This window comes from Endozoicomonas sp. PH6C (assembly GCF_059322965.1).
In genome coordinates this window covers 7,065,219-7,089,563 of the sequence record NZ_CP185342.1, presented here as the reverse complement: position 1 = coordinate 7,089,563, position 24,345 = coordinate 7,065,219, and the positions used below count along the sequence as shown (strand labels likewise).

The following is a 24,345-nucleotide window of genomic DNA, read 5'->3' as shown; positions in this document are numbered from 1 at the left end:
GTTATGGCAATCAGCAGTTATTGCAGCTTGCATCTGTAAGTTGGGTAGGCTCCTGCAATGATGAAGTACATTTCGTTTCATATCCCGGAGATTCCCAGCCTGGGGATTCAGGTTCTCCCTTATTTTACAGACAAAACAATTCATTTATCTTGGGAATACATGTTGGAAAATTCTATCAAGACAATTTGGCAATCCAGTTTAAGCTGTCATTAACTTTTAATCGTAATTTTATAGAGAAGTATGTGCGATTAGAAAAAAGCCATGATATATATTACCCAATAAAAGGAATTTCTCTAAATGCACAAAGATGGAATTCCATTTCTGCTTCTGCTTCTGCTTCTGCTTCTGCTTCACCTATGTTATGTATTTTAATAACACCATTAACCTTGGCAATGAATTTGCCTTAATCATACCTGAATCCCCGAGTTCACATCACATAAATCAGCCTGAGAAGCCCCCAATCCATGGCTTTTCGTGTATAATTCTCTGATTCTGATTTTCACCTTCTGAGTGCGTTTTTGTGAAACTCACAATCGAGCAGTCAACTATCAAGTTTTAGACACCCGTTACGTGAATTGGGGATAACTCATTTCAACCCTGCCACCCAAAGAAGCTCATAAAAGAGCTTCTTTGGATCGCGACATGATTAATGATTGGCAAATACACTCGTGTTGCCATCCTTGGTGAAACCGATCACCTGATAAGGATCTTTGCGATCACCGTACTCCATACCTGGCGATCCCAGAGGCATACCCGGAACAGTCAGACCATTCACACCAGCAGGCTTTTCACTTAGCAAACGCTTGATGTCTGCAGCCGGGACATGACCTTCAATGGCATAATCACCGATAAAGGCTGTATGGCAAGACTCCATTCCTTTCGGAATACCGGCCCTGGCTCGATACGTGGCTGTGTTCGGCACATCATGGGACATGACCTTAAAGCCATTCTCTTCCATGTGTTTCGCCCACTGTTTGCAACAACCACAGGCAGGGGTTTTGTAACCGCTCATTTGAGGACGTCTTCAAAAATCACAACCTGACTGCCAGCCTTTCCCCTGCAAACAACGCAGGAGATACCTAACGTGAAGCAACTGACAAAACCCTTTACCCGTCTCAACCCTGAGCAGTGGCAACAGATCATTGATCAGCAAATAGCCAGTGGCTTGAGCCAGAAAGCTTTTTGCCAAACTCAAAACATAAGCCTGGCAACATTCACAAACTGGAAACGCAAACTCAGGAATTACAACAACACTGACTCCTTTGATATCGCTCAGGCTTCTGCCCCGGAATGGGTTGAAGTCCCAAACGGGCTGACTGAGCCTCCAGCCAGCTTAAACTGGCAGTTGGAACTTGAGCTGCCCGGTGGCGTTATTCTTCGTATGCGTCGCTGATCATGTTTTTTCCAGAATCTCAGGTTCGGATCTGGCTCTACAACCGGCCCACCGACATGCGTAAATCCTACGACGGCCTGTCTGCCCTGGTGAGAAACAAACTTGAAGAAGACCCACTCAGCGGCCAGCTGTTTGTCTTCATCAACCGCAAACAAACCCAGTGCAAGGTGCTGTATTTTGATCGCAGTGGATACTGTATCTGGAGCAAACGACTGGAACAGGGTCAGTTTCATACTCATGCAGGCAAATCCATCAAGCAAACAATGGCGTGGACAGATCTGAAGCTCATCCTTGAAGGCATTGATACCCGCTGCGTTCAGCAATATAAACGCTACAAACATCAACCGTCCCGTTACACAAAAGGAGAGTCAAAGGTCTATCTTTAACCGCCATGAAATTACCTGTTTCGACCCCCGGCACCACTGACCAGGACCTGCTCCAGCAGATCCTGGTCTTGCTGTCGGAGCGTGATCAGGAAATAGCTTCTCTTAAACATCAGCTGGCCTGGTTTAAACAACAGCTATTTGGTGAAAAATCCGAAAAGCGCCTGATTGAGAATCCGGACCAGCTGGCGCTGGGAGAAATCCTTCAGGACAAGCCTGAAGAGCAGGAAACTCCCACAGAAACCATCACTTACGAACGGCGGAAAAAGAATCGCCCTGAAGACTGTGTGACCGATCAGGGACTGCGCTTTACTGAAGATGTACCGATTGAACTCATCCCGATGCCTGCTGCAGAAATGAAGGGTGAAGACGCAGACCAGTACGAAATCATTGACTACAAGTACACCTATCGGCTGGCGCAGCGCCCTGCCAGCTATGTCATCCTGAAATATCAGCGCGAAGTCGTTCGCCATAAGCCCAGCCAGACGCTAACAACGGTAGCCGCACCATCAGGATTATTTGATCGCAGCTTTGCCGATGTCAGCTTTATCGCAGGTCTGCTGGTAGAGAAGTACCGCTTTCACGCACCGCTTTACCGCCAGCATCAGAAACTTGAGTCCAGTGGTATTACCATCAGCCGTGGAACCCTGACACATCTTGAGCAGCGTGCCGGGCAGTTACTCAAACCCATCGCTGACGAAGTGCTCAACAGCTGTCTGGAAAGTCATGTCCTCACTCTGGATGAAACGCCCGGAAAAGCGGGCCGTAAAAGCAAGGGCAAGATGCAAAGAGGCTACTTCTGGTGTTTTTACGGAGACCAGAATGAGATAGCTTTTACCTTCTCCACCACTCGTTCTGGCAGGGTCGTAGAGCCTTATCTGAAAGAGTATAAGGGGGTCTTGCTGACCGATGGTTATTCGGAATACGACCGCCTGTGCATGAAATATCCCAAAATCATCCATGCCCAGTGCTGGACACATAGCAGGAGGTACTTCGTCAAGTCACAAGAGGTCGAACCTGAAGCCGCAAAAGAGGCGCTGGACTGCATGGGTGCGATCTATCAAGTCGAAGACGAAATCCGCAAAGCTGGGCTGCAAGGCGAAGCAAAGCAGGAATACCGCCAACAGAATGCCAAGCCACTGGTTGATCAGTTCTTTAGCTGGCATAAAGAACAACTTCGTCGCCTGAATCTGGTGAAAAGCAACCCATTGAGCAAGGCTCTTGGCTACGTGAACAAACGGGAAAAAGAGCTACGGCTTTATCTGGATAATCCGGATGTCGCCATTGATACGAATCACCTGGAGCGAAGTCTCAGGTGTATCCCGATGGGGAGAAAGAACTGGCTTTTTTGCTGGACAGAAGAAGGGGCAGACAATGTTGCCGTGTTCCAGACGTTAATCGTCAGTTGTCTTCTTGCAGGCATTGATCCATACAAGTACTTCGTCGATGTGCTTCAGCGCATCAGTTACCATCCGGCTCGAGATATCCGGGAGCTAATCCCGCGAATCTGGAAAGAGAAATTCGGGGCCAATCCGTTAAAATCCGATCTCGATAAGTAGGGGGAGTCTATACCCTGCTTGAACGCTTACGGGGTTTTGTAGAGCATGACTGTCGGTAATGACTCCTCGGCCTTGGCCAGCATAAACGACATTAGAACAGCAGTTCCCAGGAACAGGGCTTTCAGCTTTTTCATGGTTTCACTCTCCTTTTTCAAGTGTTTCATAATTCATTGATTGATCTGAGCGGTCAGAACCTTTTCCCGGGTGTGCCATAGAAAATAGACGGCAGGCACCAGCACGAGAGTCACCACCAGTGAGCTGACAATGCCACCGATCATCAGGCTAGCCATGCGCTGCACGACTTCGGAGCCAGTGCCATTATTGAGCATGACCGGTATAAGACCGAAGAGAATGGTGCAAACGGTCATCATAATGGGCCTGCGGCAGGGGATGTAAGCTCGGCACTGATCAGATCCTGCTGACTTTTTTTGCCTTGCCTGGACTGTTTTTCATAGGCTTGAATCATTGGATCAGCAGCCAGAGCTTTTTGCTCGGCTTGAGATAGAGTCAGGCGGCCTGCACTGACTCCTGCCGATACCAATATCAGCCATGCAGCGGATACCATAATCCGTTTCAGTTGCATGTTTGTCTCCACAGCCGTGCCAATCCCATGCAGGGGACACTGAAAAATCAACGTTTCACTCTGTTTTTTAAACGACGATATTTATGAAATGCTATTCCAGAAAGGAGACATTGGCCAGATAGATATCAGGCTGGGAGCTCTGTACTGAAGATGGGGGTGCAGAAATCCAGTCCTGCGACGGTTCAGCGTCCAGCAAAATCAACTCTGCAACAATATAAAGCAGGGTAAAAGTCGGCTTACTGTCCGGGTGAGAAAACGGGATATAGCGATCCTCAGAATCGCAGCCTGGACAGGCCTGATTCGCTTTCTGCAGTTGCTCTGCCGGGGAAGGAGCACAACAGTAATGATCTGCGGACAAACCGTCAGCCATGCCGGAAGCATTGGATGACATCGTCGTGGGCATGTCTGACTGGTCAGCAACCATAGCCTGTGACGACTCCATCAGGCAAACCTGCAACAGCAAAAACATCAGCAGGGCAATCATTGCTGTGCCAATGTTCTGCCTGTGTTTCAGGTTCAGGTGAAGGATGGACATAGAATTCAGGAGATTATGGTTCAGCTTTCCAACTTAAACCATCCAGTAACTGGAAGGTCAACCCTTGAAAAGCTGAATGAGTGATGATTCAAGACTATTCTGTGCGCTTTAATCAGGCATTGTCTTCTTCTACTGCATCATAGAGACGCTCCAAAATATCAGGGACAGCGGACATCACCCGGTTCCAGCTGGGAATAAAAGGCCTTTCCATGGGGTTTTCCAAAAAGTGTTGCCCTGCTGCCATAATGTTTCTGGCAAAGAGTTCAACGGCTCGCTCTTCCGTATCACGATCGACATGCAGGCCATTCATCATCGCATCATCGTAATAAGACTCGATGAAATCCAGTGCCACCCGGTAATAAGTCGCTTTGATCGTGCGGAAGGTTTCAGTATTGAACTGAACCCCGTTGGTCGCCAGCTTCCTGAACACGGCCTTGATAATATCGTGGCTCATTTTCGACAGACCGGCATTGCGATCTTCTTCCGATAGAGGCTGATGTTTGTGATCATAAACATCGGCAATATCAACCTGACACAGCCGTTTATTGGAATAGTTTCTCTTAACTTCTGACAGTACCCCTATTTCCAGACCCCAGTCGCTGGGAATCCGGATGTCATTGAAAACACTGGTTCGCATGGAAAACTCACCGGCCAGGGGATAACGAAAACTGTCGAGGTATTCCAGATAGTCCATAGGGCCGAGAATTTTTTTCAGGGCTCGCAACAGTGGCGTCACCAGAAGACGGCTGACCCTGCCATTAAGTTTGTTATCAGCGACTCTTGCATAATAGCCCTTGCAAAAATCATAGCTAAACGCAGGATTAGCTACCGGATAGAGTAGCCTGGCCAGCAGATCTCTCTGGTAGGTCACGATATCACAGTCGTGCAGAGCCACTGCTTCTGACTTGGCTGAAGCCAGCACATAACCGTAGCAGTACCAGACGTTTCTTCCTTTACCAGCCTCTTTAGGCGCCAACCCCTTACTTTCAAGCAGACGGTCAATTTCACGAAGTCCGGGGCCATCCTGCCATAGAATCCGGTGATGCTGATTCAGCTGGGCAAAAAAGTCTCTTGAATAGGAAAATTCTTTTTCGTTGGCTCTATCCAGGCCTATAACAATCTCGGAAAGATAACCCACCTGGCTAAGCTCCTGAACAATATTATTCAAGGCTGGTCCCTGCAGCTCGGAGAACAGCGAAGGCAAGACCAGAGACATAGGGCGCTGGCGGGAAAAGGCCTGCAGCTCCTGCTCCATATCTTCAACCGAACGTACTCTCAAATTATGGAAATTGGTGATAGTGCCATTCTGGTAAAAATCGCCCATAAATGCTTTCCCTTCTTTTCGTTAGCGCTTTATGCTCTGATCACACTCTGCAGTCCAGCTCACCCGTCTTGTAAAGAGCAGTCTTTTATAGAGCCGTCTTTTGGAGGACAGACTGGCTCATGACCTTCCTGAAGTGAATCAAGAACCTCCAATACCGCTTCATTCCAACCTTCAGGCCCGACTGATTTTGTGTACTTAATATTAGACAGATGTTCTGTAATGGGCTGTTTACTTTTTTCAGAACTTACAAGAACAGGAATATCGACTACTTCCAGCATGGGCAGATCGTTGAAGCTGTCGCCCAGACCCATGGATATCCACGTCCACTCCGGAAAGTTTTTCAGGTAGTGTTTGAACAGTTTCTTCGCCGCCGAACCCTTATCCCCCTTGCCGGATACGTGATAGAAACGCCCACCCCGGGTCAGTTGTAATCCTTCTTCAGCAAGCTGCCTTTCAAACTGCTCCAATGCCTTATCACTGTCTTCCCAGACCAAAGGTTCACTGGCTTTTCGGTCTGCTGCCAGTTTAGCCTCCTCCAGGCTTAGCCCGGAGAGATCGGCTATTTCACTATGAGAGCAATCGCCAAAGCCCCTGAACCGGAAGCCGTACTGCTCGCGAAACTGTTTCAGTACCCTGCGTATCGCCTTGTAGGGTTGACCATGGAAGTAATGGGTATTCTTGTCAGTATCAGACGACTGAAAGTAGTGAGCCGGGATGGTGGTAATCATTCCGTTTTCGGTAATAAATGGATGATCCAGAGCCATCTCCAGTTGCAGAGGCAGTACCTCACTGAGGGTTTTGCTGGTATTGAAAACAACCGGAATATTTTGCTCTCTCAACTGGTCCAAAGCGGGTTTTGCCGCCGCCCAGCTGTAGCTATCATGATCCAGCAAGGTACCATCGAGGTCGGAAAATATGACCAGCTTCGTCATCGCCTTTTTGCTGTTGAACATCGACTCAAACTCTGTCCAGACGTTTTTGGTAGATGGTATTGGTGGCCTCGACAAAACCACTGACACTGCCACAGTCAAAGCGCTCACCTTCAAACTTGCAGGCAATAACACAGCCCTGTCTGGCCTGAGTCAGAATGGCGTCAGTCAGCTGCACTTCTCCGTTTATTCCGGGTTCAGTGTTCTCAATAATGTCGAAAATATCCGGTGTCAGGACATAACGTCCAATCACTGCCAGATTACTGGGCGCTTCTGAGGGGGCTGGTTTTTCCACCATATCGGTCACACGGATCAGGTTATCGCTCAGAGCTTCACCGGCAATCACACCGTATTTATCGACTTCGGATTCGGGCACTTCCTGAACAGCCACAATGGTGCAGCGAAACTGTTTGTAGAGATTGACCAACTGCGACATAACCAACGGACCACTGTCGTTAACACAGAGATCATCGGCCAGCACCACACCAAAAGGCTGATCGCCCATAAGAGTTCGTCCGCAGAGAATGGCATGCCCCAGCCCCTGCATCTGGTTCTGTCGAGTATAGGAAAAAGTACAGGCCGCCATCACTTCTCGAATGGTCGACAGTTTTTCTTCTTTGCCACTGCCAGCGATTTCCGCTTCCAGTTCATAGTTAATATCAAAATGATCCGGAATCGCCCGTTTGTTTCTGCCATTGACAAACCCCAGGTCAGTCAGACCTGCCAGCATGGCTTCTTCTACGCCATATTGAATCAGGGGTTTATCAACAATAGGCAGCATCTCCTTGGGCATGGACTTGGTGGCGGGTAAAAAGCGGGTTCCATACCCCGCAACAGGAAACAGACATTTTTTAATCATATTATTGCTCGTCTTATTGAGAAGTTTTGCATCTCATCAGGCTATAAGCAGAAGTCGTGCCAATTCAGAAAACCACCCGCCGGGCTCAACATCATTTACAATGATTGAAGGTTTTATAAATACGGGAGTGGCATGACTCCTGCTGCAAAGAAGAAAAAGTACTAAAAAAACATTGCCAAAGGGGAAGATGTATCGTGCAAAGTTACCCTAAAGCCTTCCATGAGTTTCATCAGGCCATGACTCAGCTTCTGACACTCCCTTATGGACAGGAAGCGGGCGAGATAGCCGCCAGAATTGTCCGTAGAGTTCAGTATCACCTTCATGAAAACCCTCCCAAAACAGTCACTGGCTGGTCAGAAAAAGATATCTTTCTGATTACCTATGGCGACACCCTCTATGACAACAGTGAACAGCCACCTCTTCAGGTCTTGAAGGGATTTCTTGATGGCTATCTGAACGAGGTTATTAATACCCTTCACATTCTTCCCTACCTTCCCTACAGCTCGGATGATGGCTTTTCTGTGATTGATTACCTGTCGGTCAACGAGCAGCTGGGAAGCTGGCAGGATATCGAAGCCATCGCCAGTGACTATCAGCTTATGTCGGATCTGGTGATTAACCATGTCTCCCGGGAAAGTCTCTGGTTTGCCGACTTTGTCAGTGGTCATCAGCCCGGCCGGGATTACTTTATTGAAGAAGACCCGGAGACTGATCTCAGTGAAGTGACCCGCCCAAGAAACTCCCCCCTGCTGGTGCCTATTCATACAAGGCGAGGGCTGAAACACGTCTGGGCCACCTTCAGTGAAGATCAGATGGATCTGAACTTTAAAAACCCCGATGTGCTGATACAGATGGTAGATGTCCTGCTCTTTTATCTGGCCCGCGGCACCATGGTAGTCAGGTTGGATGCCGTCGCTTTTCTCTGGAAGAAACCGGGCACTCACTGCATAAACCTGCCCGAGACCCATGCCATCGTGAAACTGTTCCGACTGATTATGGAGAGAGCCTGTCCTGGCAGTACGCTGCTGACCGAAACCAATGTCCCCCACGAGGAGAACATCAGTTATTTCGGGGAACAGGATGAGGCACACATGGTTTATCAATTTGCCCTGCCGCCCCTGATATTGCATGCACTCAATCGGGGCACAGAAAAACACCTTGTGCAATGGGCCCGTAACCTGCCCGATTACCCCGAGAGTTGTACCGTTCTGAACTTTACTGCCTCTCATGATGGCATAGGCCTGCGTCCGCTGACGGGGGTGATCCCGGAAAATGAAGTTTCAGAGCTGATCGACAGCATGCACCGTTTTGGGGGGTTCGTCAGCATGCGCACCCTTTCGGACAACACTGAATCACCTTATGAGATCAATATTGCCCTGTTTGATGCCATGAAAGGGACGAGAAGGGGTGAGGACCAATGGCAAGTGCAGCGATTTCTCTGCTCCCAGCTCATCATGCTGGGGATGCGCGGAATACCTGCTTTTTACATACACAGCCTGTTTGCCACACACAATGATTTGGCAGGCGTCGAGAGTAGTGGCAGAACCCGCTCGATCAATCGCCGCAAGTGGTTACTGGAAGAATTATTGCCTGAGCTGGAAAACCCGGTTTCGATTCGGTCACTGGTTTTCCATTCGTTGTTGAATCACATCAAAGTTCGCAAACAGGAGCCTTGCTTTCATCCCAATGCCTCCCAAACCATTCTGGATATGGCGCCGGGGATTTTTGCATTCTTGCGAACATCTCCCTGTGGCCGCCGGAAACTGGTGGCTATACACAACCTGACATCGGCCCATCAAACGTTGAACCAGCCAGACTATGTCGGCTGGTCCGATTTACTGGGCAGTGGGACCATACAGGACCTGCAACTCAAGCCCTATCAGGTATTGTGGTTAGCAAAAACGCCGTAAACCCTCGCCCAATCGAGGGTGATATTTTTTGCTGGGCGATCCGGAGCTAACAAAAGATAATAGTCGTCTAAATAAATGACCAAAGTCATCTATCTAACCCTCGAATGGCTCGTGATCACACTCTTGGGGCACAAAAAACGATAAGTACTTCTATGCGTTTTTAACAGAATCTCTTTGCCAGAAAGCGCGCTTATTTCCATGGTCTACACTCTCTCAACGGTAAACCAGGATGTAACAATAAAGTGAAACGCCCACTCTTTGCAGCACTGCTGTTGCTGTCTATCGCCTGCCAGGCGTCAATAAGACACTTTGTTGTCGAGCTTGAACAGGATGCAGGTTCTCCAGACAAAAGCTTTTCTATCAAACAGCATGACCCGCATACTTTGCCGAACACTCCTTCAATCATTGCCAGCAACAACGGTCATTCAGACCAGGATTCCCCGGCAAATGACACACCCTTCGGACCCGGTATTTTCGGGCTAATAACGATCATTATTGAGTCGGTTTCGTGGCATTTGCTTTACGCCTCCCAGTGGCTGGTTGCTTACGAACTGATCCTGACCAGCCATGACACACAAAGCTCCAAAACTTATTCACGGCTACCTTTAGAATCGTTTATCACTGTCGGTTTGTTTTTAAGCAACTATTGGAACTCCGATTCACCGATGTTCAACCCGATTGGACAACAAGAGTCGAGCCAGGATTATCCCTTTGTGATCAACACTATGGCGCTCAGCTCCGGAGAGAACCAACAACAAGGCCAACTATCGGAATCATCCACCCGGCAAGCCTCAGGAACAACCTCAGGGTTCAGAGGCACTATCACCAGCCACCAGCATTCCGACTCTGACGGCGGTGACGAAGTCCCTGAACAACACCAACATACTTTGGGTTTAAATTGTTTCGCAGATAACTGTAATGGCGTTTGTAAATTCCGACAATCAGGTGCAAGACCGAAACAAAGCTCAAGGCCCAATGAAGACTTCAATCGACAGAGCCCTCTCGTGCAACACACCTGTAAAGTGACAGTGTTCGGGGAGGGTGGTCGGCAGCGAGCATGCGGGCAAGTCTGCCAGAGTAATACAGCCCTGAAGGATCACAAAAGAAGAAAACACAGGCAACACACCTGTTACGTAACAGTCGCCATTTGCAATGGTCGACGGTGGCCATGCGGACTTGGCTTCAGGACTGCTCGGGGCCTGATGTGGCATAAAAGAATACATCAAAGACACAGGCCCGATAATCCGAACAACAATAATGGCGCCACAACAAAGCATGGAGGCTGATCGGGAATAGACTGCCCCTCACTCTTGAGACTGTCGCAAAAATGCGGCGCTGGTATGGGGTTAAAAACGCCACCGGAGGTCTGCCGGTGGTCTTATGTCTTTCCATCTTTGATGGCATCCCTGGTGGCGTCTGCTTATGTGACGAAGCAGCCCTTCTTCACTCTCGAAGATCCTCCCGCATAGTTGCTGCGTCATTCGACGTACGCGACCCTCGTTAAAATTCACGTATAGGATCACGTCACAAAATACTGACCCGGGAACCTGATGGCTTCTGTTGGGATCCGACCATCTAATATCCAATTCGTCGTCATGGTATCTACTGTCGTTGTGATCCTCCTGCTCTAGTACATGAAGAACTTCTCCGCATACTCGCTGCTCACCATCTCCCCCGACCACTATCACATCACAGAATAGTGGCGCAGTGTGGTATCGCATTTTGTGTTCTGACAGCCCCTCTCTATCGCTGCAGCGCTTCCCGCAGGGCGCCCGCTCACCACTGCTCGTTTTCATCAGCACATCACAGACAAATCGCCCGGCGGGATCAGGATCTCCACTGGTAGATGTACTGGCTGCCCCTGACCTCGCCAGGATGTCAGGTCTCAGTTGTTCTTGCCGGAGGAGTTCCTCGTATGCAAATTCTGAGAGAGTATAAGACCTTGGTTCGAATGTTACCGTTGTGAGGTGGTTTGGTGATCGGAGTTTGCAAATACCGTGACAGGAACCAAAGTGACAATTGTAACCGAAAGTATGCTTTTGTGGTTCAGGGTTTCTGTCATCGCCGTCAGAGCCAGAAAGCTGGGAGCCGCTGGCATAGCCTTTAATCTGGGCGCTGGCTGACCCACCTGTGGCTTGCTGACCGGATGATGTTGATGGCGGGTTTTGTTGGTCATTTTTTTGTTGGCTATTCCCGGGAAGCATCATGGTGATGATTGCAGGCCGGTCATCCTGACTGGCTTCCAGTTGATCCATTGGGATAAGCAGTGATGGATCGGAGTTCCAATAGTTTTTCAAAAGCCAGCCAAGAGCAACAAACGCTCCTGCAGGTAGCCATGCAAGGGACTCAATACCTAACCCCGCATAGCCGTTTGTGTCGACCATGTCTGACGAGGTATACGACAGAGTATTGAAGTCACGTTTTATAGAAAAGCTCTGGATCGGAGAACCTGCATCATCCTGCTGAAAGTCGGCAACAAAATGTCTTGTCGACGACTCAGCCTGACAGACGACAGATAGCAACACCGGCAGTAAAAACAATGCAGCAAAGATTAAGTTGTTCATCATTCTATCCGTCTGCTCTGACTTGTAGAGAGTAAGGGTAGATTGAGAAAGTGATGGATCAAGAAAATAAGCGTTTTCTGAGCTTGATTGGTAGTTTTATCGAATGAGTGTAAAACCCCGTGCTTTGAGAGCGTGTCGCAAAACTCTATCCAGCGTGGGAACGAGTTGTAACTTCAGCGGTTCCGCTGGTGTCTTATCCCGGTCAGACTCCAGCGCATCAACTTCCTCGTCCGTCAGGCCGATGTCTCGCCCGGCATTGACCAGGGCATCACCCATCAACAGTCGATCCTCAGGTTGAAGAACCTCATTGAGAATATTCCGAACCTCGGCAACCAGGCTCCGGTTATTTTGCTTAGCCCTGGCCTTCAGAGCACTGTAGAGCTCATCCGGGATATTTCCAAGCGTCATCATTGCCATAGTTTCACTCCTGCAGAGCACACTCTGTGTCAAGGCTAAGTGGATGGCAGGCCCAATTTGTCGAAGAATGCTTTGTTCCTTTCCTTCGCCGACTGTACCAGCCGGTTATAAGAAATAACTTCGATAAAGGCACCGTAACTTTTACTGTATCCAAAATACCCCATGTGGTCATGGGTTGGCGTGAGGTCGAAGATTCGGCAACGCTGCACAACTGATGGCGTTAAATCACAGATGACGTAGCAAAAGCCAGGTATATCCCGTGAATTGGGTATCAGCCTGCCACTCGCCGTTTTCGCCTGGCCTTCACGAATACGATCCAAATAGCTCAAAGCCTGCTCGATAGGATCTTTATTTTCTCCCTCTCGGGCATCGTTTCGCATGGGCCGTTTGATCTCGACCACAGTAACGGATGCCAGCGGCAAGGCTTTTTTATCGGACACCAGAATAGGATTATCACAGACATTTAACGCACACAGGTCTGGCTCTTTTCCAGAAATGTCACCGGTAACAGGCATGGAACCCAAAGGCTTGTCTGAGGCCAGATAGTCATGAAACGCGAGTCGTTCATCAATCAGCCAGAGATTACAGACATCAAACGGTGTCTGCGTGGAATCCTTACGCATTGGCATAATCAACTGATGGATTAAATCCTCACGAGCGTACTTGTCGTCATCCAACCGCTCAATATACTTTTCCAGCAAACCGATGATTGTCCGGCGGTGAGTGACGTAGTTGGCCAGGTCTGACTGTTTGAAGTCCTGTGCTTTTCTCAGGTAGTCACTCAGTCGGTTTTGATAATCTTCCAGATTGCTTTCTACCGCCGGATTCATAATTTCATGCCCTTCTTCCATCAGGCTTTTTTCGGCCTCGTAGTAGTGCCTGTGGAGAAGGGACTCAAGCTCCTTGTCCGATATTCTGGGGTCAACCACAAGTTCACGCTCATCCATATGGCTCATAATTGAACGGTACCGTGGCGCTTTCTGAGCAACAAAGGTATTCACCCGCTCCTTGCCTGCTTTCATGTTGTCGTGGAGGTAATCGGAAAGGTATTCTCTGGTTTTCTCTACGACCGCTTCCCGGATTTCGCTGAGGGAAATCTCCTGATCACTGATAAGATCCTCAATCGTTTCAGCGATATTAAATGCCGTTCTTTCAGAACGGACATGCTCATCAAGATAGTCTGAAGTGACATAGCAGGCGTAGGTAAACTCACCCGTATCATCGGATAGAGTGCCAAAGAGCCCGGGTACCCTTTTGCCAATAGACTCTTCTTTAACAACACGGTTAGCCGCACAGAGGAACATGGGGTGGTTTTTGTTCACCCCAGCCCGAAACTTAATGTGATTCAGTTCAAAAACATAGCCCTTCAGACTGACTTGTTCTGCCGTTGCAGCAGAGTGCATGCAGCGATCGTAAATGTCGCTGAGAGAAATGCTTTCGGTACCATCCTTTACAACAATGTTTGGCGTTGCCGGGCTTCTGACGTAATACCACAGGCAATGTTCCAGCAGAGCCTCGGCAATACTCAACGGGGTTTTACGGCAACTCGCGTAATACTCTTTGTCAAACCCGTCCAGTTTTAGCACCGTCCGTACTTTCTGGTCATGGACCGCCACCGGCGACTCTGTCTGAACACCCTGCCGGGATGAAAAAGAAAAGTTTCGCTGATAAAGCTTTCCTTCTTGACAGAAAACGCTTTCTACTTCGGCGATGTCGAAGGCTTTCAACCACATCAAACGCCCGATGCCCCGGCAACCCTTTCCGATCTTGTGATCTGAGTCCAGGGTTTCAAAGGACTCCATGTTGGCTGCGTTAAATCCAACTCCATTATCGGTAATGGTAAAGCCTTTGATGATTTCTTTTTCAGCCCCTTTTCCGGGGTGCATTTGTTGTTGAGGGTTACGAATAATCTCAAGAGTAATCTGACCTTCGGCCAGCCCATCTGCTTCTTCAAGGGCCTGAATCGAGTTGACTACGGCTTCAAAAACCGGCAGTAGACCATGAGTTTTCGGCAGATTAGTATTACGTAACCTTCCGGCAAGATTTGTATGAAGGCTCATTGGCACTCCCTTGGAAGCAGCCCGCATTGTTGTTTTTCACGGATTGAAGATAGCATCAAACAAAGTGATTTTTCGCTCAGTGAGAAAAGATGCACAGCAAAATAAAACCTGTTCTGCACCCGTTGCTTGAGAAGGCAGTATAGACAGAGTTACTGGAATGACTATTACAAAACATCAGAAAATGTCAGACGGGTATCACTGTTTCATCAGGAATGTAATTTGCTGGAGTCTCTGACACTCCCCGCCTCTAAAGAAGCTGGATTACGCCCTTGATTTCGTTCAAATCCCCATCGCTACTCCCTCACGACGGGGGTCAGCGCCACCTTCAAGGCCTTTGTCCGTTATCACAATGCCGTGCAGGCCACTGTTCAGTTCCCGCACCTTGACGGAGTAGCCGAGCTTTTCCAGTGTCGACTTCAGACGCTCTGCTTCGGTATCCTGCTCCAGCTCATAAACGCCAAAAGGGTTCAGCTTATGGGGCAGAGCAATGGCTTCCTGAATGTCCATTCCCCAGTCAATATGTGCGACCAGGGTTTTGGCAACATAGCTGATTATACGACTTCCGCCGGGTGAACCAAGCACCATATAAGGCTGTCCCTTTTTATCCATAACCATGGTGGGCGCCATAGAAGACCTTGGTCTTTTACCAGGTTCAACGCGATTGGCAATGGGCGTACCATCGTCATGGCTGGAAAAAGAGAAGTCCGTCATCTCATTGTTCAGCAGGAAACCGCCCACCATTAAACGGGAGCCAAAACCATTCTCAATAGTCGTCGTCATGGATAACGCATTACCCTCGGCATCGACAATGGAAATATGGCTGGTAGAAGGCAGTTCAATGGACTGATCATCGGCCTGAAGCGAAGCATGCTGCCAGACGGGTTTGCCTGCTTTAACCGTCTTTAGAGCCTGATCAGACTGAAGTTGTCTGGCTCTCTCTGCCAGATATTGGCTGTCCAGAAGCCCCTGAACAGGTACGGGCACATAGTCACTGTCGGCCAGATAACGGGCCCTGTCGGCAAAAGCCAGCCTTGATGCACCGGCAAACAGGCGCCAGGATTCCGGATTATCCGCCCCCAGGTTGGCCAGATCATAAGATTGCAGAATCCCCAGGATCTGTCCCACCGTAGTTGCGCCAGAGCTGGGAGGTCCCATGCCACAGACAGAGTATTGACGATAGGCCGAACACACCGGCGTTCGCTCTTTTACCTGATAGTTTTTCAGATCCTTCTTTGAAAGCACTCCGGGGTTCCCCTCGGCCTCTCTGATGGTTTTGACAATCCTGTCCGCCAACTTCCCTTCATAGAAGGCTTTTGAGCCTTCTTTGGCAATCAGCCTCAGTGTCCTGGCAAACTCAGGATTTTTCAGAACAGCGCCTGCCTGAAGCGGCTGTCCTTTTTCATCGAAGAAGTATTCACGGGTACCCGAATAACGGCTGAGTCTTTTTTGATCCCTGGCAATCAGGCTGGCCAGCCTGGGAGAAACGATAAAGCCTTCCTCAGCCAGTTTAATGGCCGGTTGGAAAAGCTCAGACCATGGACGTTTACCATAACGCTGATGCATCTCTTCCAGCAGCTTGACGGTACCTGGCGTACCGACTGAGCGCCCCCCCACCACAGCATCATAGAATTGCAACGGCTTGCCATCGCTGTCCAGAAACAAGGTCGGTGTCGCCTCTACAGGGGCTGTTTCCCGGCCATCAAGAGTGATCAGGCGGTTCTTTTTGGCATCGAAGTAAAGGGTGAAGGCTCCTCCGCCAATTCCGGACGACTGGGGCTCAACCAGATTCAGAACCAACTGAACAGCAATCGCAGCATCCGCTGCCGAACCACGTTTTCTAAGGACTTCGTCACCTGCCTGCACAGCCAGCGGGTTGGCTGCTACCACCATATGTTTGCTGGCTTTTACCAGACTCTTTTGTTCAAATCCCGTCGCTGCTTCAGGCGCCAGATCATCACTCAGACTCACGGCCTCTGCCTGCACCTTAAAGCAAGCAGCCAAAAGACTGGCGGTGATAACATACCGTCTGAACATTCCCCCAGACATAGCAAGACTTCCTTTCAATTAATTTTTATAAGGTCGGACCATGGTTTCAGTCTTGGCTCAAATGTGCAATGACTTTTGGAATTGAGCAGTTTAAAAAGGTGCCTACCTGACCTCACACTTAAAAAAGATAAAGTTAGGCGTTGTGGATAACTTCTTATAGCTCTCGGCGCAGAGAGACTTCATGCGCTCCGACGGCTTTCCTTCTGACAGGTGAGTGACACACAGATCTGCTGCAGCCAGACTCTCAAACCACTCTGTCAGTGAACGACGATAGAAGCTTACTCCGACAGGATGACCTACAGTATCCCACTCTTCCGTGATCAGTTCTCTTTGAAAGTAATTGCCTGAAGGTGACACTTCAAAATCCACTATCGGGTGATGGGTAGAAAAGATAAATACGCCGCCATTTTTCAGCAGGCGCTTAACATCACCGAACAGTACACTAAGGTCTTCAATGTAATGCACGGTCAGAGGACAGATAATAACATCATAACTGGCTTCTTTTTCTTCTGGCAGCCCAAGAGAAATATCCTGTGCATAAGTTCTAACGTTATCACCCAACTTCTCTTTGACGATCTCAACCATTTCCAGCGAGGCATCAATCGCAGTCACCTTTGCCCCCTGGTTGATCAAATACTCTGCATAGACGCCCGGTCCACACCCCAGATCCAGAACACTTTTTACGCCCAGTTCGGGCAGCATGGCGATTAATGATGGACGCTCCAGATGGCCATTGTAGATATTATCGATAATGGCTTTTTCGTACTCCCTGGCGAACTTTTCGTACATTTCGCTCATCCTGATACTCTCTGTCGCTTATTCTCTGTGGCCAGAAGTGTATCAGGAACAACGATTGCCACTATTCGAACAAACACCAATGAATGCCACTCAAACAGGAGATCCACCAGCCCCGCATGCTTAACATCCGAAGCCACTGACGAAATCCTTACAAGCCGTAACTTCTGTCTTGCAGCAGTCAGCTTCTATACAGCACTCTTCCAGATTAAAGGCATTGCACTGCCCTCCCTGTTCACAGCGGCCAAGAAAGGTTTCCTCAGACAGATAAAAGCCTGTGAACTTTTCAATAAAGTCATCGGAGACACTCTTTTCAGCCAGCCCGGTCGCCAGCAGACTTTTTTGCCAGGCTTTGGTTTTAGGATAAAAAGCCAGGAAGTCATAGCCTGTGTTCACCTGAATGATATGGGCACGATGCAACACGGGCAGCCAGGCCAGATCGACCATGCCCAGAGAATCACTGTTGAAGAATGGCTGTTTACTGCCCAGGTAGCTCCAGGCACGATTCAGTGCTTTCTGCTCTGCGCTCAAGCCAGGCAGCAATGGGGGATAAGCTTCTTCGAGGTATTCGGCGATGGCATCGGATTCAAACAAAGCTGTGCCATTCTCAGTGACCATGACAGGTACCTGGCCATTTGGTGAAATAGCCAGAAACCATCGGGGCTTTTCGCTCAGGCTGATGTATTCGATTTCATAAGGAATACTTTTGGCTTCCAGCATTCCGGTAATGCGTTGCACAAATGGGCAGATTTTAAAACTGTTGACACCCTCTAAAAGTAAGGGGTTTTACGCTCATTCGATAAATCATGGTGATCGCAATGGGAAAAACAGTCTCTGTAGACTACGTAAAAGGGCAAAAACTTGATGTGTACAAAGATAAAAAAGCTCTCGATGAAATGACCGAAGAAGAACTTCATGAGGCTGCATTGGAAGACCCTGATGCACAACCTTTGTCCGAAGAACAACTCAAACGCTTTAAGCGGGTAAATCCAAATCTCCCCAAGAAAGAAGCTGGAAATGGCTGACACTCCCCGCCCTATCGGGCGAGGGTTCTTAGATCGCTCCAAGAACCTTCCTGCTTCGTCACGCCTTCCCTAGATGGTTGCTTTCGCAGCCATCCCCGTTCCAGTCGCTCCACAGGCTAACCCCGCCAGCCCGGCGGTTTTGATATTCTTTGCTGCATTAATGTCCCGGTCGTGATGAGTGCGGCACTCTGGACACTCCCATTCACGAATAGACAACGGCAAGCTTTCATGGACAAACCCGCAGCCGGAGCAGCGCTTGGTGCTTGGAAAGAACCGGTCAATCTGAACAACCTTTCTTTCTGCCCACTCCGCCTTGTATTGCAACTGTCGGACAAATTCTCCCCAGTTTGCATCGGCTATGTGCTTGGCCAGCTTTGGATTTTGAATCATACCCTTCACGTTCAGAGACTCTACGCAAACAACTTGGTTCTCGTCTATAAATTCGCGGGATGCCTTGTGAGTAGCATCCATCCGGCAATCGGCAATTTTTGCATGAATGCGAGCAACCTTGAGCTTTGCTTTAGCTCTGTTGCTGCTGCCTTTCTGCTTTTTCGACAACTGACGCTGAAGGTAGGCGAGCTTTCGCTCGTAGCGTTTGGTGTGCCTTGGATTACCGGATTTTTCACCGTCTGAAGTGATGAACAGATCATTTAAGCCTAAATCAATGCCCACTGTCTTATTTCTAATAGGCATTGCTTTAGCTTCAAATTCGCACAACATAGAAACAAAGTACCGGCCTGCCCGATCTTTGCTGATAGTTAAACTGGAAGGCTCAGAAGACAGTTCTCTGCTCCAGCGGATGTTCAGAGGCTCTTTGCTTTTGGCTATAAACAGGTGGCCGTTTTTAACGCTGAAAGCAGCCTTTGTCAGCCGCATACTTTGTCTTGAATGTCTTTTTTTGAACTTGGGGTATTTCGCCCTGCCAGCCCAAAAGTTCTTGAAGGCTTCCTGCTGATCCCTGAGTGTTTGTTGCAGGATGACACTGGATACATCTGCCAGAAATGGGAACTCTGTCTTGAGCGACACAAGCCGTTTTTCTGCCTCGGAATGGGAGATAGATTGCCCGTCTTTGTAGTAGGCATCAGTGCGAAAACGGAGGGTGTTGTTATAGACAAAACGGGCGCAACCAAACGACTGGGCAAGAAGCATTTCCTGTTCCGGCGTTGGGTAGAATCGTTCTTTGTAGGCACGTTTAGTTTTCATGGCAGGGATATTACAGAAACGATAAGCACCTGTAAATAATTAAAGCTTCCGGTTCTGCAAGCCCTACACGGGCTTGTTGCTTATATCACCGCCCGATTGGGCGATGCTTTACGCAGGTCCAGGTAAAGAAATTGTTCTGTACCCTATATAAGGCACCCCGTTGCCGAATGAGCCAGGTAATCAAACCCTCAGCACATTCCTAATCAGCTCAAGGTAATACCGGCCTGCCAAAAGATGTTGTCCATTTTCACTCCGTAGTAGCGAGCGTCTGATTCGGCTTTGCGGGCGTTTGACTCGGCTTTCTGTTCTTTGAAGCGAGCGTCAGACTCGGCTCTCATGTCGGCCATTTTTTGATTGAAGTGTGCCCGGTGCTGCAAGATGGCTTCTTGCATGATGAGCACGTCTTTCTTGCTGGCGTTGTAGTCCGGGTCCAGGGAGGCACTGACTTTTGCCGCCAGCTCCTCACTGATGCCGATGTTTTTCAGTACGTTGAACAGCGTTTCCGACACATTCAGCTCCTTTTAACCGATGGAAGAGGCACAAGCCTGGACCATGGATGACTTTAACAACAAACCGCCTGGCCTGATTGCCCCTGCGGCCAGTGCCGAGGATCAACTGCCGCTGAAAACCTGAATGCGGCAGATTACCGAGACAGTGCGACAGGGGTTGGGGCAGATCGGGCAGTATGGACAGTCGTTTATAAGTCGTGCCTTTCATTATTCTGACCTCAATATTTTTTGAACTTCCACCATAAAGCCGGGTCCAACAGATCTGATCCATTTTAAATGCCCTTCCCAAGCCGGGATAAATACTAACTTTGAAGTTACGGGACAATCAGGAATGAACCCTATCGACAGCAATTCCAACCTACACGAACCACTCTCGCCAACACCTTTGCAAATTCCGCTGGAGGAGGCACCAAAGGGTGTCAGTGCAGGCAGGGAGGTCACTCCGTACTACAACCTTAACTCTCCATTCATCGATCTGCCCGATTTAGTACATTCCAAAATTATTGACTGTTTGAGTTTTCGAGAGATTACCCGTTTAGCAAGGGTATGCAAACGTCTTCACGCGCTTGTAAAAAATGATTTAGCCTTGGAAAAAGCCTGGTTTCGTCGGCTCTCTCCGCGTCACCAAGATCAACTAAAGAGCATCGTTAAGACAAAAGATGAGCAACAACTCCGTGATTGGTTGGAGTCTTTTGCGAATAAGGACACTGTCGAGTCACTTTTAAAACAACGAGGAAGGACTTATTTTCCTGTTCAGCTCCTTTTCACCATCAGTAAACTGATGTCTCAATGTGAAATATTTAACTTAAAGGCAAAAGCCGAAGTCACCCATCATGACGATATCTGCATGGCCACTTTAAGTGCCGATAGCCGCCGCTTATTGACCGCCAGTTTGGATGATACATTGAAGATCTGTGACCAGGAGACCGATGGATCATGGCGAGTAAAAGCCAGCATTTCTCTTCAGGATACGATCCTCTCAGCCAACTTCAGCCCCGATGGTCGCGATCTGGTGATCAGCAGTGGTATTGAGGCGAAAATCCATGGTATTGGTGAGGATGGATTATGGAAAGCAAAAGCCACCATTTCCCATCATGGTTTGGTCATCTTAGCCACCTTCAGTGCTGATGGTCGCCATGCGTTGACTGTCAGTAAGGATAATACGCTGAAAATCTATAGCCAGATGACCGATGGATCATGGGAGCCAAAATACATTATTAACCATAATGCTCCGATCAGGTTCGCCAGCTTCAGCGCCGACAGCCGTAATCTGTTAGTCGACAATAATTCTAACTCTTTGACAATCTATGGTCAGAAGGACGATGGATCATTGGAATTAAGAGACACCATTGCTTATAAGCGTTATCGCAAAAAAAGCTTCGACTTCAGCCCGGATGGCCGTCATCTGGTGATCTACGGTAAAAATAAAACTGTGAAAATCTATGGTCAGAAGGCCGTTGGCTCGTGGGAAGTAAAAGCCACCATTACTCATGATGATATTGTCGCATCAACCACTTTTAGCCCCGATTGCCACCATCTTGTAACCTCCAGTTACGATAACACGGTGAAAATATGTGACCTGCAGGGCAATGGATCATGGAAAGAGATGACTACGGTTTCTCATGATGATTTTGCCCAACCAATCAAGTTCAGCGCCAATGGTCGCCATCTGATCACGAGTGACAATAAAACAGCGAAAATCTATGGCCAGCAGCCCACTGGATCATGGGTAAAAGAAGCAATCATTCAACATGATGAGACGATCTTCTCAGCCAACTTCAGCGACGATGGCCAACATTTGGTGACCACCAGCCATGGTAAAACAGCGAAAATCTACGGCCGGGAGGCTGACGGGTCATGGAAGATAAAAACCACTATTGTCCACGAAATTTGCATCCGATCAGCGAGATTCAGTGCCGATGGTTGCCTTGTGGTGACCGCCAGTGACGATTACACAGCGAAAGTTTATGGTCTTTGGACCGATGGGTCATGGCTAGAAAAAGCCACCATTCAACACAACAGTGCAGTCGTCTCAGCCACCTTCAGCGCCGATAGTCGACATGTGTTGACCACCACCTCACATAGCAAGGTGAGAATCACTGAACTTCAGAAGAAGGATTGATGATCGAATGGGCATACTTTTTTGCACAGAGCCGAGTAATACCAATCGAACTTTCTAACTCCCTATTGCGCTGAAGATTTGAGCCTTAATCCTGCGTTGGCGATCGTCGCCATAGCTAAGGCTATGACTCCTCACGCCGCCTTGTCTTAAGGCTCAAATCTCCATGCTCATTGCGGGAGTTAGAAAATACGATTGGTATAAAAAACAGCATTCTATTTAAAACCCTGTTGCAATTTTTACTCTGAGCTTTCAATGAAAAAGTTTCTTTCTGTTATTTTTCCGGATCATGGCCTGTTTTTTCTTGGTTTCACTGACCTCAATATTTTGAACTTCCATTATAAAACCGGGTCCAAGTGATCGAATCCATTTTAAATATCCTTTCTATGTGAGGATAAATACTGACTTTGAAGTTACGGAGCAATCAGGGATGATCCCTATCAACAGCAATTCCAGCTTACACGAACCACCCTCGCCAACGCCTTTGCAGCCTCAACCGGAGGAGGCACCAGCGGGTATCAGTGCAGATAGGGACGTTACTCTATATCACAACAATAACTCACCGTTTTTACATTTACCCGAATTAACACAATTAAAGATTATTCGCTGTTTGGGTTTTCGAGATATTACCCGTTTAGCAGAGGTATGCCGATATTTTCATGATTTTGTTAAAGAAAATAACGCTTTGGGAAGAGCATGGAATCGCCGGTTTCCTTCACCCTACCTATATCAGCTAAAAACCACTATTAAGACAAAAGATGAGCAACAACTCCGTGATTGGTTTAAGCCAATGGCTAATACGGGCACTGTCGAGTCGCTCATTGAACGACGCAAGAATATTTATTTCCCTGTTCAGTTACTTTTCACCAACAGTAAACTGATGTCTCAAAGTAAAGAATTTGAGTTAGTGGAAAAAGCCGTAATTAGACATGATGATACTGTCTACCACGCCAGTTTAAGTCTCGATGGCCAGCATCTGGCAACTGCCAGTCGTGATAAATCAGCGAAAATTTACTCCCTGCAGACCAATGGATCATGGCAAAAAAAAGCCACCATTAGCCATGATCATACTGTTGATTCAGTCATTTTTAGCCCCGATGGCCGCTATCTGGTCACAGCCGGTTGGGATGGCAAGGCAAAAATCTACGGTCTGGAAGACGATGGATCATGGAAAGAAAAAGCCTGCATTTCCCACGAGAATATGCTCAATTCAGCCAAATTCAGTGCCGATGGCCGCCGTGTGGTGACCGTCGGTTTAAGAGATTCGGTGAAAATCATCCACCGGGAAGACAATGGATCATGGCAGGTAGAGGACACTATTCATGACGAACGGGTCTATTCGGCCAAGCTCAGCTCCGATGGCCGTCACCTGGTAGTTTTCGGTTCTCTGGATGATGTTTTAGAAGTCTATGGCCAGTCAGCCGCCGGATCATGGGTAGTAACATCCACTATTAATTTCAGGTTTAATATCCGCACGGGCAACTTGAGTGCCGATAGCTGCCATCTGGTCATCACAACTTACGCTCACACAGCGATAATCTTTGACCTGCAGGCTGATGGATCATGGAAAGAAATGGGTTCGATTGAACATGATCAGTCGATCAAATCAGCTAACTTCAGCCCTGACAGCCTCCATTTGATGACCGCCAGTGATGATGGTACGGCGAAAATCTATAGTCAGAATGCTGGATCATGGGAACAAAAAGCCTGCATTGTCCACCATGGGGGGGTCAAATCGGCAAGCTTCAGTGCCGATTGCCAGCATGTCTTGACCATCGGTGATGATGCCACAGCAAAAATCCATAGCCTGCAAACCGACGGCTCATGGCAACCAAAAGCCAACATTGTCCATAAGGATAAGATCCTCTCAGCCGCCTTCAGTTCCGACGCTTGTCATCTGGTGACGTACAGTGACGATGGTATGGTGAGAATCCTTGGCCAGCAGGCCGATGGATCATGGCTGCAAAAAACCGCCGTTCATAACAGTATACGATTCAACGCAGCCTGCTTCAGCGCCGATAGCCGAAATGTGGCGGCCATCGGTCACGAATACTCGCTGAGAATCACTGAACTATGGAAGAAGAATTAATGATCCAATAAGCGTATTTTTGCTTACGCAATATTTTGAACTT

25 protein-coding genes are annotated in these 24,345 nt (G+C 48.4%); 9 read left to right on the top strand and 16 right to left on the bottom strand.

Annotated features, from left to right (window positions below; all coding sequences use genetic code 11):
* The first annotated feature begins 20 nt into the window (after positions 1 to 20).
* Positions 21 to 407, top strand: a complete 387-nt coding sequence (locus ACOMG9_RS25330) for a hypothetical protein (RefSeq protein ID WP_494529599.1) — start codon at positions 21 to 23, stop codon at positions 405 to 407.
* A gap of 239 nt (positions 408 to 646) precedes the next feature.
* Here ACOMG9_RS25330 and ACOMG9_RS25325 read toward each other — a convergent pair whose 3' ends face one another.
* Complete coding sequence (locus ACOMG9_RS25325; RefSeq protein ID WP_494529598.1) at positions 647 to 1,012, bottom strand: DUF411 domain-containing protein; 366 nt, start codon at positions 1,010 to 1,012, stop codon at positions 647 to 649.
* A gap of 72 nt (positions 1,013 to 1,084) precedes the next feature.
* Here ACOMG9_RS25325 and tnpA point away from each other — a divergent pair, with 72 nt between their 5' ends.
* From tnpA to tnpC, 3 genes are read left to right on the top strand one after another with little or no spacing between them, the layout of a single operon-like run.
* Positions 1,085 to 1,393, top strand: coding sequence for an IS66 family insertion sequence element accessory protein TnpA (gene tnpA / locus ACOMG9_RS25320; protein ID WP_448215511.1), 309 nt, complete (start codon positions 1,085 to 1,087; stop codon positions 1,391 to 1,393).
* Between the two features lie 2 nt (positions 1,394 to 1,395).
* The gene (gene tnpB / locus ACOMG9_RS25315) at positions 1,396 to 1,779 is read left to right on the top strand and encodes an IS66 family insertion sequence element accessory protein TnpB (protein ID WP_422452200.1); all 384 of its coding nucleotides are present in this window, start codon (positions 1,396 to 1,398) and stop codon (positions 1,777 to 1,779) included.
* Positions 1,780 to 1,784: 5 nt separating this feature from the next.
* Entirely contained in the window at positions 1,785 to 3,335 is a 1,551-nt protein-coding gene (gene tnpC, locus ACOMG9_RS25310; RefSeq protein WP_494529597.1) for an IS66 family transposase, read from the top strand.
* A 167-nt stretch (positions 3,336 to 3,502) separates the two neighbouring features.
* Here tnpC and ACOMG9_RS25305 read toward each other — a convergent pair whose 3' ends face one another.
* The 6 genes from ACOMG9_RS25305 to galU form a co-directional block, all read right to left on the bottom strand.
* Positions 3,503 to 3,706 (bottom strand): efflux RND transporter permease subunit, encoded by a 204-nt coding sequence (locus ACOMG9_RS25305; RefSeq protein WP_494529596.1) that lies wholly within the window; start codon positions 3,704 to 3,706, stop codon positions 3,503 to 3,505.
* On the bottom strand, positions 3,703 to 3,918 hold the full coding sequence (locus tag ACOMG9_RS25300; protein WP_422135900.1) for a hypothetical protein: 216 nt from the start codon (positions 3,916 to 3,918) through the stop codon (positions 3,703 to 3,705). The genes ACOMG9_RS25305 and ACOMG9_RS25300 overlap by 4 nt, the downstream gene beginning before the upstream one ends.
* 91 nt (positions 3,919 to 4,009) lie before the next feature.
* Positions 4,010 to 4,453, bottom strand: coding sequence for a hypothetical protein (locus ACOMG9_RS25295; RefSeq protein WP_494529595.1), 444 nt, complete (start codon positions 4,451 to 4,453; stop codon positions 4,010 to 4,012).
* Positions 4,454 to 4,565: 112 nt separating this feature from the next.
* The gene (locus ACOMG9_RS25290) at positions 4,566 to 5,777 is read right to left on the bottom strand and encodes a glycosyltransferase family protein (protein ID WP_422135902.1); all 1,212 of its coding nucleotides are present in this window, start codon (positions 5,775 to 5,777) and stop codon (positions 4,566 to 4,568) included.
* A gap of 59 nt (positions 5,778 to 5,836) precedes the next feature.
* Positions 5,837 to 6,709 carry an HAD-IIB family hydrolase gene (locus tag ACOMG9_RS25285; protein WP_494529594.1) on the bottom strand — a complete coding sequence of 291 codons (873 nt, stop codon included), beginning with the start codon at positions 6,707 to 6,709 and terminating at the stop codon, positions 5,837 to 5,839.
* A 25-nt stretch (positions 6,710 to 6,734) separates the two neighbouring features.
* Complete coding sequence (galU, locus tag ACOMG9_RS25280) at positions 6,735 to 7,565, bottom strand: UTP--glucose-1-phosphate uridylyltransferase GalU (protein ID WP_448218700.1); 831 nt, start codon at positions 7,563 to 7,565, stop codon at positions 6,735 to 6,737.
* Between the two features lie 194 nt (positions 7,566 to 7,759).
* On the opposite strand from galU, the gene ACOMG9_RS25275 reads away from it, so the two are divergent.
* Both ACOMG9_RS25275 and ACOMG9_RS25270 read left to right on the top strand, forming a co-directional pair.
* On the top strand, positions 7,760 to 9,475 hold the full coding sequence (locus ACOMG9_RS25275) for a sugar phosphorylase (protein ID WP_448218699.1): 1,716 nt from the start codon (positions 7,760 to 7,762) through the stop codon (positions 9,473 to 9,475).
* A 242-nt stretch (positions 9,476 to 9,717) separates the two neighbouring features.
* Positions 9,718 to 10,761, top strand: coding sequence for a hypothetical protein (locus ACOMG9_RS25270; RefSeq protein ID WP_448218698.1), 1,044 nt, complete (start codon positions 9,718 to 9,720; stop codon positions 10,759 to 10,761).
* Positions 10,762 to 10,821: 60 nt separating this feature from the next.
* Here the strand turns inward: ACOMG9_RS25270 and ACOMG9_RS25265 are convergent, their stop codons facing one another.
* The 7 genes from ACOMG9_RS25265 to ACOMG9_RS25235 form a co-directional block, all read right to left on the bottom strand.
* Positions 10,822 to 12,042 (bottom strand): hypothetical protein, encoded by a 1,221-nt coding sequence (locus ACOMG9_RS25265; RefSeq protein WP_494529593.1) that lies wholly within the window; start codon positions 12,040 to 12,042, stop codon positions 10,822 to 10,824.
* A 93-nt stretch (positions 12,043 to 12,135) separates the two neighbouring features.
* Positions 12,136 to 12,456, bottom strand: a complete 321-nt coding sequence (locus tag ACOMG9_RS25260; protein ID WP_448218696.1) for a FitA-like ribbon-helix-helix domain-containing protein — start codon at positions 12,454 to 12,456, stop codon at positions 12,136 to 12,138.
* Between the two features lie 35 nt (positions 12,457 to 12,491).
* The gene (locus ACOMG9_RS25255; RefSeq protein ID WP_494529592.1) at positions 12,492 to 14,516 is read right to left on the bottom strand and encodes a hypothetical protein; all 2,025 of its coding nucleotides are present in this window, start codon (positions 14,514 to 14,516) and stop codon (positions 12,492 to 12,494) included.
* A gap of 279 nt (positions 14,517 to 14,795) precedes the next feature.
* Positions 14,796 to 16,562, bottom strand: coding sequence for a gamma-glutamyltransferase (gene ggt, locus ACOMG9_RS25250; protein WP_448218694.1), 1,767 nt, complete (start codon positions 16,560 to 16,562; stop codon positions 14,796 to 14,798).
* Between the two features lie 102 nt (positions 16,563 to 16,664).
* Positions 16,665 to 17,351 (bottom strand): class I SAM-dependent DNA methyltransferase, encoded by a 687-nt coding sequence (locus tag ACOMG9_RS25245; protein ID WP_448218693.1) that lies wholly within the window; start codon positions 17,349 to 17,351, stop codon positions 16,665 to 16,667.
* Positions 17,352 to 17,356: 5 nt separating this feature from the next.
* Positions 17,357 to 17,497: a hypothetical protein gene (locus ACOMG9_RS25240; RefSeq protein ID WP_494529591.1), complete on the bottom strand. Its 141-nt coding sequence runs from the start codon at positions 17,495 to 17,497 to the stop codon at positions 17,357 to 17,359.
* Positions 17,481 to 18,107 (bottom strand): glutathione S-transferase family protein, encoded by a 627-nt coding sequence (locus tag ACOMG9_RS25235; protein ID WP_448218878.1) that lies wholly within the window; start codon positions 18,105 to 18,107, stop codon positions 17,481 to 17,483. The genes ACOMG9_RS25240 and ACOMG9_RS25235 overlap by 17 nt, the downstream gene beginning before the upstream one ends.
* Positions 18,108 to 18,175: 68 nt before the next feature.
* Between ACOMG9_RS25235 and ACOMG9_RS25230 the strand changes: the two genes are divergently transcribed.
* On the top strand, positions 18,176 to 18,382 hold the full coding sequence (locus tag ACOMG9_RS25230) for a hypothetical protein (RefSeq protein ID WP_317144466.1): 207 nt from the start codon (positions 18,176 to 18,178) through the stop codon (positions 18,380 to 18,382).
* A 69-nt stretch (positions 18,383 to 18,451) separates the two neighbouring features.
* Here ACOMG9_RS25230 and ACOMG9_RS25225 read toward each other — a convergent pair whose 3' ends face one another.
* The gene (locus ACOMG9_RS25225) at positions 18,452 to 19,585 is read right to left on the bottom strand and encodes an RNA-guided endonuclease InsQ/TnpB family protein (RefSeq protein WP_494529590.1); all 1,134 of its coding nucleotides are present in this window, start codon (positions 19,583 to 19,585) and stop codon (positions 18,452 to 18,454) included.
* A 203-nt stretch (positions 19,586 to 19,788) separates the two neighbouring features.
* Positions 19,789 to 20,094 (bottom strand): hypothetical protein, encoded by a 306-nt coding sequence (locus tag ACOMG9_RS25220; protein ID WP_494529589.1) that lies wholly within the window; start codon positions 20,092 to 20,094, stop codon positions 19,789 to 19,791.
* 331 nt (positions 20,095 to 20,425) lie between these two features.
* Between ACOMG9_RS25220 and ACOMG9_RS25215 the strand changes: the two genes are divergently transcribed.
* Positions 20,426 to 22,216, top strand: a complete 1,791-nt coding sequence (locus ACOMG9_RS25215; RefSeq protein ID WP_494529588.1) for an F-box/WD repeat-containing protein — start codon at positions 20,426 to 20,428, stop codon at positions 22,214 to 22,216.
* 427 nt (positions 22,217 to 22,643) lie between these two features.
* On the top strand, positions 22,644 to 24,302 hold the full coding sequence (locus tag ACOMG9_RS25210; RefSeq protein WP_494529587.1) for an F-box/WD repeat-containing protein: 1,659 nt from the start codon (positions 22,644 to 22,646) through the stop codon (positions 24,300 to 24,302).
* Positions 24,303 to 24,345 lie beyond the last annotated feature (43 nt).

Coding starts and splice junctions, on each gene's coding strand:
- ACOMG9_RS25245 (WP_448218693.1), bottom strand. CDS start 17,351: ATGTACGAAAAGTTCGCCAGGGAGTACGAAAAAGCCATTATCGATAAT.
- ACOMG9_RS25295 (WP_494529595.1), bottom strand. CDS start 4,453: ATGTCCATCCTTCACCTGAACCTGAAACACAGGCAGAACATTGGCACA.
- ggt (WP_448218694.1), bottom strand. CDS start 16,562: ATGTCTGGGGGAATGTTCAGACGGTATGTTATCACCGCCAGTCTTTTG.
- ACOMG9_RS25255 (WP_494529592.1), bottom strand. CDS start 14,516: ATGAGCCTTCATACAAATCTTGCCGGAAGGTTACGTAATACTAATCTG.
- ACOMG9_RS25300 (WP_422135900.1), bottom strand. CDS start 3,918: ATGCAACTGAAACGGATTATGGTATCCGCTGCATGGCTGATATTGGTA.
- ACOMG9_RS25230 (WP_317144466.1), top strand. CDS start 18,176: ATGGGAAAAACAGTCTCTGTAGACTACGTAAAAGGGCAAAAACTTGAT.
- ACOMG9_RS25325 (WP_494529598.1), bottom strand. CDS start 1,012: ATGAGCGGTTACAAAACCCCTGCCTGTGGTTGTTGCAAACAGTGGGCG.
- ACOMG9_RS25215 (WP_494529588.1), top strand. CDS start 20,426: ATGAACCCTATCGACAGCAATTCCAACCTACACGAACCACTCTCGCCA.
- ACOMG9_RS25305 (WP_494529596.1), bottom strand. CDS start 3,706: ATGATGACCGTTTGCACCATTCTCTTCGGTCTTATACCGGTCATGCTC.
- ACOMG9_RS25285 (WP_494529594.1), bottom strand. CDS start 6,709: ATGACGAAGCTGGTCATATTTTCCGACCTCGATGGTACCTTGCTGGAT.
- galU (WP_448218700.1), bottom strand. CDS start 7,565: ATGATTAAAAAATGTCTGTTTCCTGTTGCGGGGTATGGAACCCGCTTT.
- tnpB (WP_422452200.1), top strand. CDS start 1,396: ATGTTTTTTCCAGAATCTCAGGTTCGGATCTGGCTCTACAACCGGCCC.
- tnpC (WP_494529597.1), top strand. CDS start 1,785: ATGAAATTACCTGTTTCGACCCCCGGCACCACTGACCAGGACCTGCTC.
- ACOMG9_RS25290 (WP_422135902.1), bottom strand. CDS start 5,777: ATGGGCGATTTTTACCAGAATGGCACTATCACCAATTTCCATAATTTG.
- ACOMG9_RS25265 (WP_494529593.1), bottom strand. CDS start 12,042: ATGATGAACAACTTAATCTTTGCTGCATTGTTTTTACTGCCGGTGTTG.
- ACOMG9_RS25210 (WP_494529587.1), top strand. CDS start 22,644: ATGATCCCTATCAACAGCAATTCCAGCTTACACGAACCACCCTCGCCA.
- ACOMG9_RS25260 (WP_448218696.1), bottom strand. CDS start 12,456: ATGGCAATGATGACGCTTGGAAATATCCCGGATGAGCTCTACAGTGCT.
- ACOMG9_RS25225 (WP_494529590.1), bottom strand. CDS start 19,585: ATGAAAACTAAACGTGCCTACAAAGAACGATTCTACCCAACGCCGGAA.